The sequence below is a fragment of the Bradyrhizobium sp. WSM1743 genome, from assembly GCF_000473065.1.
Taxonomy (GTDB): domain Bacteria; phylum Pseudomonadota; class Alphaproteobacteria; order Rhizobiales; family Xanthobacteraceae; genus Bradyrhizobium.
This window is the reverse complement of record NZ_AXAZ01000119.1, coordinates 1-10,960: the sequence shown is the minus strand read 5'-3', so window position 1 is coordinate 10,960 and position 10,960 is coordinate 1. Positions and strand designations below refer to the sequence as shown.

Genomic DNA, 10,960 nt, shown 5'->3' with positions numbered 1-10,960 from the left:
AGGGCAGCTACCGCTGGGCGCGCGCCCGCTATCTGGGCTTGGCGCGCAACCAGACGCATCTGCGCCTGATCTGCCTCGCCATGAATCTCAAACGATGGGCGGTGCTGTCTCCTGCGGGAGCTGCGGCATGACCGCCGCCGCCCGACGCCAGCGGTCGGCCGCGGAAAACGCACCCATTCCACGCCGCGCGCCGTCCGACGCCGCGCAAAAAAAGCCCGACATCGGGAACCACTCGCTCACATCCCATTAAGCAAAGCTCTCGCTTGCGGGAGAGGTCGCGCCGAAGGCGCGGGTGAGGGCTCTCTCCTCTGGGAGACTGTCCCATTGCGGAGACACCCTCTCCCCAACCCTTCCCGGCAAGCGGGGGAGGAGCGCACTGACGCTGCGGCTGCACCTAGACCTAATCGCGCCATGCTCTAAAACAGACGCATGCTCGGACGCATCTTCACGGTCGGTGGTTACACGCTGCTCTCGCGGCTGACGGGATTTGCCCGCGACATCATGCTCGCGGCGATCCTCGGCGCCGGCCCGGTGGCCGACGCCTTTTTCGTGGCGCTGCGGCTGCCCAACCATTTCCGCGCGATCTTCGCCGAGGGCGCCTTCAACGCCGCCTGGGTGCCGGCCTATGCGCATGTCCATGGCGAGAAGGGGCAGGCGGCAGCGCACCTGTTCGCCGACCGCATCTTCACGCTGCTCTTGGCCTCGCAAGTGGTGCTGCTGGTCGCCGCCTGGCTGTTCATGCCGCAGGCCATGAGCATTTTGGCGCCGGGCTTTTCCGAGGACGCCGAGCAGCGCAGGCTCGCGATCGAGCTGACCCGGATCACCTTTCCCTATCTGCTCCTGATCACGCTGGTAACGCTCTACGGCGGCATGCTCAACGTGATGCAGCGCTTTGCCAGCGCTGCGGCCGCCTCGATCTTTCTCAACGTCGCGATGATGATGACGCTGGCGGTTGCCGTCTGGTTTCCGACCGCCGGCCACGCCGCTGCCTGGGGCGTGCTGATCTCCGGCTTCCTGCAATATTTCCTGCTCGCCGGCGATCTCGCCCGCCATGGCGGCCTGCCGCGCTTTGCACCGCTCAAGCTCGACGAGGACGTCCGCGGATTTTTCAAGGCGTTGGGACCAGCGACACTGGGCTCGATGGGCACGCAGGTGGCACTGTTCGCCGATACCATCATCGCGACCTTCCTGCCGGCAGGCGCCCTGTCTGCGCTCTACTACGCCGACCGCCTCAACCAGCTTCCGATCGGCGTGATCGGCATCGCCATCGGCACGGTGCTGCTGCCGGAGATGTCGCGGCGCATCACCGCCAACGACCATGACGGCGCGATGAAGGCGCAGCGCCGCGCCTTCGATTTCACGCTGCTGTTCTCGGTGCCGTTCGTCGCAGCATTCATTACCGTGCCCGATGCGATCATGCGCGCGCTGTTCGCCCGCGGCGCGTTCTCGAAGGCCGACGCCGCCGCCGCCGGCGCGACGCTCGCGGCCTATGCGATCGGGCTGATCCCCTTCGTGCTGATCCGCAGCGCGGTCGCGACCTTCTATGCACGCAAGGACACCGCGACGCCGGTGCGGGCCTCGCTGACCGGCATCGCGGTCAACGTCGCGCTGAAGGTCGCCCTGATGGGATCGCTCGCGCAGATCGGCCTCGCGCTCGCAACCGCCATCGGCGTCTGGACCAATCTCTTGCTGGTGCTGTTCTTCGCGGTGCGGCGCGGCTTTCTCGTGCCGGACCGCGCCTGGCTGATGTCGCTCGCCAAATTCCTGCTGACCGGTATCATGCTGGCCGCCTCGTTCTGGCTGATTGCGCGCTTCAGCGGCTCTTTGCTGGGCGCGATGCATTTCCGGGACGAAGTGACGCTGGTCCTGCTCGCCGTCGGCGGCACCATCGTCTACGCGCTCGCGATCCTCGCGCTGTTCGGCCGCAGCTGGCTGGTGTCGCTGGTGCGCGGTTAGGCGTTACCGGCCATCACCGCGTCGTGCCCGATCGGGTCCTTGCCCACCGCGGCCGGATGCGCCTGATCCAGCCCGTAGCCGACGCGCATGAGCGATCTTCGGCGAGAAGCGCCCGGAAGGTGACCAAGGCCGTGAACGGGCGGAGCGCTTGTCAGGCCTCCGAGGCACCAGGCGTTTTACAGCGCATCATGCCCCGGCCAGGGCCTTTCATGTGGTTCGCCGATCGTGATACGATCTAGGATGTTCAGGTGCCGTCCTCAGGCAACAAAGCGATGAGGCAGTGACCATGGCATTCCGCTCTCCCTGGCCCACATCTCAAATTGACAAGTTTGTCACCAGCAATGCCGACCTGCTGATCCTGATCGGCCGCATCCTGCTTGCATGGGTCTTTGTTGGAAGCGCGTACGGAGCGCTTACTAACTTCAATGGTTCAGTGAGCTATTTTCGGTCGCTGAACCTTCCAGCGCCCCAGCTGTTCACGATGATTACCGTCATGCTGGAAATACTGATATCGGCTGGCTTGATACTCGGCATTGGTACGCGCTACTGCGCAATTTTGGTTTTGCTATTTGTATTCGCGGCTACTGCAATCGCTCATCGCTACTGGGAGTATCCCGCCGGTCCGCAACAGATTGGGCAGTACAATAATTTCTTGAAAAACATCTCAATCTTGGGAGGCGCTCTGTTGATCTTGGTCACCGGAGGGGGGCGGTTCTCCATCGATCGGAGGCTGGCAGGCTAGTGCCGTGTTCGTTTCCGCCTCTCTCGGCGTGATAGCCAACAACTTACCTGAACTTACCAGGAGGCATGGTGCAAGCATCGTTGCTCTCTCGCAAAGCTGAGAGAGCGGCCGCACGATGTGCGCGCTCTGGTTCGTTTGCCCTTACGCCATCAGCGCGACGCGCGGCTCTGCCAGTTTGGCAGCTGCCAAGCCGCGCCCTTGAAAGCCGTTATTGCGTCACTTTGCCCTAAGCCTGAACGCAACCTCGAGCAGATGGCCGAGAAATTTTGCGAGAGGTTTCAAACGCTCGGCTGTGGCCCCGAAGAAAAGCATCAGCCACGTCGCCAGCGCGGCACACCACAGTAGGATTTCCAATGTTTCGGGCATGAGAACACCCTTTCAAACAAGTACTTGAAATGCGAGCAGTCTTGCCGAACGAAAGCCGCGTGGCAAGTCCTCCAATAAGTGGCAAGACGCCGAAATACTCGGAAGAGCGTTGGCTCACCATGACATTCGCCGAAGCTCTGCATCTGGGTGTGGGCCGGGGAAGCAAAACCAATCTGCTGCTGGCGCTTCTTCGCGGTGTGGCCAGGCGAATTTCCAGAAACGAATGCGCCGGGGCGAATGGCTCGCCTCTAGGATGCAACCAAGATCGGTACATCTCTTGATTTTGCGCGATTGCCGTGCTACCAGCGTCTCATGATCAAATCAGTGCGCACCGTCAACTTCATGCACATGACCCGCTTCGGCTGGGCCGTGGAAGGAGTCGTGCGCTAGGATTTCGACGACGACATCTTTTCCACCAGGCCCCGCCGGCATCGGACGGGGCCTTTTCTTTGGCCACCGCTCCCTGCCGGCTCAACAGCAGGAGCATCCGATGCCACCACAACAGCCCAACATCACGTCCGCGACGGAGCGCGACGCCGCAGGGTTTCGCTTCGACTTCTCCATCGTCTTGAGCCTGCTCAGGCGTTTCTGGCTTGCGTTTCAGGCGTGGCGACCGCGCGCACGGGTCAGCTTGCAGGACCTCAGTGACAGGGAGCTGGCGGATATCGGCCTGACGCGCGGCGAGATCGACTGCATCGCGCCTGAACGCGCTATCGACAGGTTGAGAGACAGCACGAGGACTCTGTGGGGCCGTGGTGGGATGTGACACCAATCCCTTACGACCTTCACTGCGACAAGGAGAGGAGGCGATCATGGCATCGCATGCTGTCCGCCCACAGGCGGACGTGGAAATCCGACGATTGACTGTCGATGATCTCGATCTTTTTCGCGAGATTCGCGCGGAGGCGCTTCGGACGCACCCTCAAACCTTTAGTTCTCCTGAAGAGGACGAGGGCGGCGACGCCATGATGGCGGCTTATCGCCATTGGCTGAGTGGAACGGTCCTTGGCGCCTTTGGGCGCGGCAATCTGATCGGAGTCGCAGGCTTCTACGTGTCGCCGGATAAGCGATCGCTGCACAGGGGCCACATCTTCACGGTTTACGTGAGGGAGGATGGCCGAGGTAAAGGGGTCGGAGATCGGCTCATCAAGGAGCTTCTTGCCCATGCCGAGGCTTGCGTCGAACAGGTCCACCTTGCCGTCCTGGTCGAAGCAACGGCTGCGATCAGGACCTACAAGCGTAATGGCTTTGAAATCTACGGTACCGATCCTGCTGCGGTCCGCATAGGGGAGGCCACGTACGACAAGTACTTTATGGTCAGGAAATTCAGCCACTAACGCCGTTCGGCACGGCTGTCCGGCCTGGTCGCGCCAGAACTGTCGAGGGTGGCTTCGAATCATCGGCCTCGATAGGAAACGGCCGGCCTAAACCCGTTTGCCTTGCCAGTTTTTCCACGGCAATATGCCGCCAAAACAACCATGAGAACGGGAAAAGACAATGGCGGCTCCCATCAAGTTCGGCGTTGGCCAAAGCGTGCTGCGCAAGGAGGATGACGCTCTCATCCGCGGCAAGGGCCGCTATACCGACGATTATGCGCCGCAGGCCGCGCTTCGCTGCCTGGTGCTACGCTCGCCGCATGCGCATGCCAAATACACTATCGACGTGAGCCGGGCCCGCACCCTCCCTGGCGTCGCGCTGGTCCTGACCGCCGATGACGTCAAGGATCTCGGCAATCTGCCGTGCCTGTTCAATCTCGAGACCGATCCGTTCACGGGCCCGCCTTACCCGATCCTGGCCAAGGACGAGGTGCGCCATGTCGGCGATGCCGTCGCCTTCGTCGTCGCCGAGACCATCGACCAGGCCCGCGACGCGATCGAGGCCATCGAGGTCAAATGGTCGCCGCTGCCGGCGGTGACCGGCGTCGTCAATGCCGTGAAGAAGGGCGCGCCGCAGGTCTGGCCGGACAAGCCGGGCAACGTGCTGTTCGACGTGTCGATCGGGGACAAGGCCGCGACGGAAGCTGCGTTCGCCAAGGCGCATGCGGTGGCCGAGATCTCCATCGTCAATCCGCGCGTGGTCGCGAGCTTCATGGAGACGCGCGCGGCGGTGTGCGAATACGATGCCAAGCGTGACCATCTGACGCTGACGGTCGGCAGCCAGGGCAGCCACCGCCTGCGCGACATCCTGTGCCAGAACGTGCTCAACATCCCCACCGACAAGATGCGGGTGATCTGCCCTGACGTCGGCGGCGGCTTCGGCACAAAGCTGTTTCCGTACCGCGAATACGCCCTGATGGCAGTTGCCGCGCGAAAACTGAAGAAGGCGGTGAAATGGGCGGCCGACCGCTCCGAGCATTTCATGGGCGATGCGCAGGGCCGCGACAACGTCACCACCGCCAAGATGGCGCTGGCTGAGGACGGCAAGTTCCTTGCGATGGATTGCGACCTGATGGGCGACATGGGCGCGTATCTGTCGACCTTCGGGCCCTACATCCCGCATGGCGGCGCCGGCATGCTGCCGGGACTTTATGACATTCAGGCTTTCCACTGCCGGGTGCGCACGATCTTCACCCACAGCGTGCCGGTCGACGCCTATCGCGGCGCCGGACGGCCGGAGGCGGCCTATGTCATCGAGCGCCTCGTCGATGCCTGCGCGCGAAAGCTCGACATGACGCCGGACGCCATCCGCCGCAAGAATTTCATCCCGTCCAAGGTGCTGCCCTACAAGACGGCCACGGGCAAGATCTATGATTCCGGCGACTTCGCCGCGCATCTGAAGCGCGCGATGGAGATCGCGGAATGGAAGGAGTTTCCCAAGCGTGCCAAGGCGGCCAAGAAGCAGGGGCTGATCCGCGGCATTGGCCTTGCGAGCTATGTCGAGATTTGCGGCGTGATGGGTGAGGAGACGGCCAATGTCCGCCTCGATCCCAATGGCGATGTCACCGTGCTGATCGGCACGCAATCGAGCGGACAGGGCCACCAGACCGCCTATGCGCAGATCGTCGCCGAGCAGTTCGGTTTGCCACCTGAGCGCGTGCATATCCACCAAGGTGACACTGACGAGATCGCAACGGGCCTCGGCACCGGCGGCTCGGCCTCGATTCCCACCGGTGGCGTCTGCGTGGAGCGTGCTGCGGGCGATCTGGGCAAGAAGCTGAAGGAGTTCGCCGCGCAGGCGTTGGAAGCGAGCGCGGGCGATCTCGAGATCACCGACGGCGTGATCCGGATCGCCGGCACCGACCGCTCGATCTCCTTCGCCGATCTCGCCAAGCGACCAGGCGCGGATCCGTCGAAGCTGAACGGCAGCGCGACGTTTGCCAGCGCCGACGGCACTTATCCAAACGGCACACATCTGGCGGAGGTCGAGATCGATCCGGCCACCGGCTTCATCAGAATCGTCAACTACGTGATCGTCGACGATTTCGGCAAGACGCTCAATCCGCTGCTGCTGGCGGGCCAGGTGCATGGCGGCGCCATGCAGGGCATCGGCCAGGCCTTGATGGAGCAGGTAGTGTATGGCGCCAGCGACGGCCAGCTCATCACTGCCACCTACATGGACTACGCGCTGCCGCGCGCGGCGGACGGGCCGGCTTTCGTGTTCGAGACCCACAACGTCCCCTGCAAGACCAATCCGATGGGCGTGAAAGGGGCCGGCGAGGCCGGCGCGATCGGCTCCTGTCCGGCCGTCGTCAATGCCATCGTCGACGCGCTCTGGCGCGAATACAAGATCGACCACATCGACATGCCGGCAACGCCGGAGCGGGTGTGGATCGCGATCGACGAGCATCACCGCCGCCACACCCTGTAGGCGGCGATTTATCCGCGGCGGGAATAAACATCCGCCGCGGGGTTCTATCCATGAATGGGCCCATCCTCACCTCTGCGAGCCGGAGACGTTAGCCAATGAAACGAATGATGATTGTCGCAGGTACCCTCTTGCTGGGTGCAGGTGCCGTGATGGCGCAGCAAGAGATCGCCGTTCAGCAGGACAATCTGATGCGCTCAATCGCCAAGAGCCAGTACGGTATCATCCAGAAGATGACGAAGGGTGACATCCCCTATGACCAGAAAGCGGTTGATCAGGCCATCGCCGGCATGGAAGCCGATGTCGCCAAGATCGCCAAGACCTTCGAAGTCAATCCCAAGCAGGACGTGGTGAACGCGACCTACGGCGCCTCGCAGAAGGTCTGGCAGAACAAGGCCGATTTCGACTCCAAGATCCCTCCGGTGCAGAAGGCGATCGCCGACGTCAAGGGCAAGATTACTAATGTTGCGAGCTTGAAAGCGGCCTATACCGCGATCAACGATCGCTGCAACGATTGCCACGAGACGTATCGGGTGAAGTTGAAATAACAGGGTACAGTTTCCGTCCGTAGCCCGGATGGAGAGGCTACTGGCTGATGCCAGCTATAGAAGGCGGTTGCGAGAGCAGCCGCTTTTTCTGTTGCGCGGCATGGCGTGAGTCGGTCGGCAGCGCCGGAAATTCTATCCGCAAGGCCTGACGGATCGCGGCCAGAGCGATTATCTTTGCTCCAGCCGCCGCGGCGTTGATTTGAGCTGTCAGAGTGCATCTCACACCCGACGCCTCTCGACGTCAGGAGTTCCAACCGCGGCGAGCACCTGAAGCAACAGCGAGACAGGCCATGGTAAAACCGTTCCCGTCGAAGACCCATATCGGCAACCATATGCTGCATCCGGAAACGCTGATGCTGACCTATGGCTATGATCCGCAATTGTCGGAGGGCGCCATCAAGCCGCCGGTGTTCCTGACCTCCACCTTCGTGTTCAGGACGGCCGAGGACGGGCAGGACTTCTTCGACTACGTCGCCGGCCGGCGCGAGCCGCCGGAAGGCATGGGCGCAGGCCTCGTCTATTCGCGCTTCAATCATCCCAACAGCGAAATCGTCGAGGACAGGCTCGCGATCTACGAGCGCACCGAGAGTTGTGGGCTGTTCTCATCCGGCATGGCGGCCATCGCAACCACGATCCTGGCCTTCGTTCGCCCCGATGATGTCATTCTGCACTCCCAGCCGCTCTATGGCGGGACGGAAACCCTGCTGACGAACACGCTCGCGCGTCTGTCGATCGGCGCCGTCGGCTTTGCCGACGGTATCGACGAGACGGCCGTCAAGCAGGCGTCGGAGGAGGCCATGGGCAAGGGACGGGTTTCGATGATCCTGATCGAGACGCCCGCCAATCCGACCAACGGCCTCGTCGACATCGCGATGATCCGCCGCGTGGCCGACGCGATCGGAAAGGCGCAGGGACACACTCCGATCATCGCCTGCGATAATACGCTGCTCGGACCGGTGTTTCAGCGGCCGATCGAGCACGGTGCGGACCTGTCGCTGTATTCGCTGACCAAATATGTCGGCGGTCATTCCGACCTGATTGCGGGGGCCGCGCTCGGCTCGAAGGCGATCATGAAGGGCATCAAGGCGCTGCGGGGCGCGATCGGCACCCAGCTCGATCCGCATTCCTGCTGGATGATCAACCGCTCGCTCGAGACGCTGAACCTGCGGATGGAGAAGGCCAACGACAATGCGCGCCTCGTGGCGGACTTCCTGCGCGATCATCCGAAGGTCGCCAAGGTCCACTATCTCGGTCATCACGAAGAGGCGTCGCCGGCCGGGCGCGCGTTTGCGAGGCAATGCCTGGGGGCGGGCTCCACCTTCTCCTTCGACATCGCCGGCGGCAAGGAGGCGGCAGTCAAATTCCTCAACGCGCTGCAGATCCTCAAGCTGGCGGTGAGCCTCGGCGGAACGGAATCGCTTGCGAGCCTGCCTGCAACCATGACCCATTCCGGCGTTCCCCCCGACATCCGCCGCAAGATCGGCGTCCTCGATTCCACGATCCGGCTGTCGATCGGCATCGAGAACCCGTCGGACCTGATCGCCGATCTCACACAGGCGCTGAACGCGGCTTGAGCGGCCTCGGAATCGAAAGGCCGGATGCACCCTCCTTCGCACCCGGCCTTTCCATGACGAAGCAGCCTTGAGGCTTACTTCGTCACCTGACCGCGGATCTCGCCGCCCGGGTTCGCCGCGGTGTGGATGTTGATGTAGTACTTGCCGCCGAGCAGATCGGCGGCCTGCGCGTCCGTGAGCGTCGCTTCGCCCTTGACCGGGCTCGAGGCCGCATTCGGGATCGCGACTGCAACGCCGGCGTTCTTGCCAGCCTCCGCAGGCCCATGGAAATGCGCGGCGGTGGCGGGGCCGGAGAGGCCGGAATAGGTGACGGTCCAGGACAGTTTCTTGCTGGCGGCGTCGTAGTTCAGATCGGCCGTTCCGGTGGCGCTGCTGGTCGTTGCGGGCACCTCGGCCTTGCCGTCGAGCGTTGCTTTCAGCTTTTCGGCGCAGGCCGGCCCTGCAAAAGCGACGGCACCGAGCGCTAACACGGCGATGACGGACTTGTTCATGACATTCTCCCTGTTGAACCCGTTCGGGCTGGCTAACTTCCAACAGCCGGCATTTCAGTTTATTCCCGTCTCCGGCCAGGGCGGGCTAAATTCTTCGTGGCTGGAGCTGCGACGACATCGGTCATAAGTTCGCCGCAACGGGTGAATGGGTGCGCATGTTGCAACGAACAATTCTGCTGACGCTGCTCGCCGCGGTCGCTGCTTGCGGCATCTATTGGTGGCTCAGCGCACCGGGGGTGGCGGCGGTGGGCAATGCACCGGCCCATGTGCCCGATTTCGCCAATGGCGAGGTGATGTTCAACGCCGGCGGCTGCGCGTCCTGTCATGCCGTTCCCAGCCAGCCCGATCGTCTCAGGCTCGGAGGCGGCGTCGCGATCAAGTCGCCGTTCGGAACGTTCTACGCGCCGAACATCTCGCCGGATCCGAGCGACGGCATCGGCAAATGGACGGACGCCGATTTCGTCAATGCGGTGATACACGGGGTCTCGCCGTCCGGGCAGCATTACTTTCCGGCGTTTCCCTATACGTCCTATCAGCACGCCAGGCGCGAGGACGTGCTCGATCTTTTTGCGTATCTGAAAACGCTGCCGGCCGTTGCGGGCAAGGTGCGTGACCACGACGTCGGCTTTCCCTTCAATATCCGGCGCAATGTCGGGATCTGGAAATCCTTGTTTCTGGACGAGAAGCCTTTCGTCGCCGACGGCAGCAAGTCGCCGCAATTCAATCGCGGCGCCTATCTGGTCAACAGCTTTGGCCATTGCGCCGAATGCCACAGCCCGCGCAATGCGCTGGGCGGCATCATCGCCGGCCAGCGATTTGCCGGCGGTCCCAATCCGGAAGGCGAGGGCTGGGTCCCGAACATCACACAGAAGCGCCTTGGCGAGTGGAGCGCGAAGGATCTCGCCTATTTCCTCAAGACGGGTGAATTGCCCGATGGCGACAGCGTCGGCGGTGCGATGACGCGCGTGATCAAGAACACCTCGCATTTGTCGGACGAGGATCTCGCGGCGATGGCGGAGTACCTCAAATCGCTGCCGCCGGTGGACGGGCCGACGCCACCGAAACGCAAGCAGGGAAGCTAGTCTAAGGCGTGATGAAATGAGGCTCGATTGCTGCAACGACGGAGGTGCGCTCCCTCTCTTGCGGGAGAGGGTTGGAGAGGGTGCTTCCGCAATGGGACAATCCCCAAGAGGAGAAAGCCCTCACCCGGCGCCATAGCCGATGCAAAGCATCGGCGTCTTACAGAACGGCGGCCAGAGGCCGCCTATGCCGACCTCTCCCGCAAGCGAGAGCTTTGCTTAATGGGATGTGAGCGAGTGGTTCCCGATGTCGGGCTTTTTTTGCGCGGCGTCGGACGGCGCGCGGCGTGGAATGGGTGCGTTTTCGCGGCCGACCGCTGGCGTCGGGCGGCGGCGGTCATGCCGCAGCTCCCGCAGGAGACAGCACCGCCCATCGTTTGAGATTCATGGCGAGGCAGAT

The 10,960-nt window shown here is 62.8% G+C and carries 9 protein-coding genes; 8 read left to right on the top strand and 1 reads right to left on the bottom strand.

The genetic code is table 11. The features are described 5' to 3' along the window. The first annotated feature begins 429 nt into the window (after positions 1–429). From murJ to YU9_RS0137235, 7 genes are all read left to right on the top strand, one after another. A complete protein-coding gene (murJ, locus tag YU9_RS0137280) occupies positions 430–1,956 on the top strand; it encodes a murein biosynthesis integral membrane protein MurJ (RefSeq protein ID WP_027577271.1) in 1,527 nt (508 codons plus the stop codon). Positions 1,957–2,242: 286 nt separating this feature from the next. Then, positions 2,243–2,698: a DoxX family protein gene (locus YU9_RS0137270; protein ID WP_051380657.1), complete on the top strand. Its 456-nt coding sequence runs from the start codon at positions 2,243–2,245 to the stop codon at positions 2,696–2,698. A gap of 856 nt (positions 2,699–3,554) precedes the next feature. After that, positions 3,555–3,830 carry a DUF1127 domain-containing protein gene (locus YU9_RS0137255; RefSeq protein ID WP_027577269.1) on the top strand — a complete coding sequence of 92 codons (276 nt, stop codon included), beginning with the start codon at positions 3,555–3,557 and terminating at the stop codon, positions 3,828–3,830. Positions 3,831–3,876: 46 nt separating this feature from the next. Beyond that, on the top strand, positions 3,877–4,401 hold the full coding sequence (locus tag YU9_RS43825) for a GNAT family N-acetyltransferase (protein ID WP_027577268.1): 525 nt from the start codon (positions 3,877–3,879) through the stop codon (positions 4,399–4,401). 160 nt (positions 4,402–4,561) lie between these two features. Beyond that, positions 4,562–6,871, top strand: coding sequence for a xanthine dehydrogenase family protein molybdopterin-binding subunit (locus YU9_RS0137245; RefSeq protein WP_027577267.1), 2,310 nt, complete (start codon positions 4,562–4,564; stop codon positions 6,869–6,871). 95 nt (positions 6,872–6,966) lie between these two features. Then, entirely contained in the window at positions 6,967–7,416 is a 450-nt protein-coding gene (locus YU9_RS0137240) for a cytochrome c (protein ID WP_027577266.1), read from the top strand. Between the two features lie 290 nt (positions 7,417–7,706). Next, positions 7,707–8,990, top strand: a complete 1,284-nt coding sequence (locus tag YU9_RS0137235; RefSeq protein WP_027577265.1) for a cystathionine gamma-synthase family protein — start codon at positions 7,707–7,709, stop codon at positions 8,988–8,990. 74 nt (positions 8,991–9,064) lie between these two features. Here the strand turns inward: YU9_RS0137235 and YU9_RS0137230 are convergent, their stop codons facing one another. After that, positions 9,065–9,481, bottom strand: coding sequence for a CHRD domain-containing protein (locus YU9_RS0137230; RefSeq protein WP_027577264.1), 417 nt, complete (start codon positions 9,479–9,481; stop codon positions 9,065–9,067). A 155-nt stretch (positions 9,482–9,636) separates the two neighbouring features. Between YU9_RS0137230 and YU9_RS0137225 the strand changes: the two genes are divergently transcribed. Then, on the top strand, positions 9,637–10,563 hold the full coding sequence (locus YU9_RS0137225; protein WP_036019151.1) for a cytochrome c: 927 nt from the start codon (positions 9,637–9,639) through the stop codon (positions 10,561–10,563). Positions 10,564–10,960 lie beyond the last annotated feature (397 nt).

Coding starts and splice junctions, on each gene's coding strand:
- murJ (WP_027577271.1), top strand. CDS start 430: ATGCTCGGACGCATCTTCACGGTCGGTGGTTACACGCTGCTCTCGCGG.
- YU9_RS0137270 (WP_051380657.1), top strand. CDS start 2,243: ATGGCATTCCGCTCTCCCTGGCCCACATCTCAAATTGACAAGTTTGTC.
- YU9_RS0137255 (WP_027577269.1), top strand. CDS start 3,555: ATGCCACCACAACAGCCCAACATCACGTCCGCGACGGAGCGCGACGCC.
- YU9_RS43825 (WP_027577268.1), top strand. CDS start 3,877: ATGGCATCGCATGCTGTCCGCCCACAGGCGGACGTGGAAATCCGACGA.
- YU9_RS0137245 (WP_027577267.1), top strand. CDS start 4,562: ATGGCGGCTCCCATCAAGTTCGGCGTTGGCCAAAGCGTGCTGCGCAAG.
- YU9_RS0137240 (WP_027577266.1), top strand. CDS start 6,967: ATGAAACGAATGATGATTGTCGCAGGTACCCTCTTGCTGGGTGCAGGT.
- YU9_RS0137235 (WP_027577265.1), top strand. CDS start 7,707: ATGGTAAAACCGTTCCCGTCGAAGACCCATATCGGCAACCATATGCTG.
- YU9_RS0137230 (WP_027577264.1), bottom strand. CDS start 9,481: ATGAACAAGTCCGTCATCGCCGTGTTAGCGCTCGGTGCCGTCGCTTTT.
- YU9_RS0137225 (WP_036019151.1), top strand. CDS start 9,637: ATGTTGCAACGAACAATTCTGCTGACGCTGCTCGCCGCGGTCGCTGCT.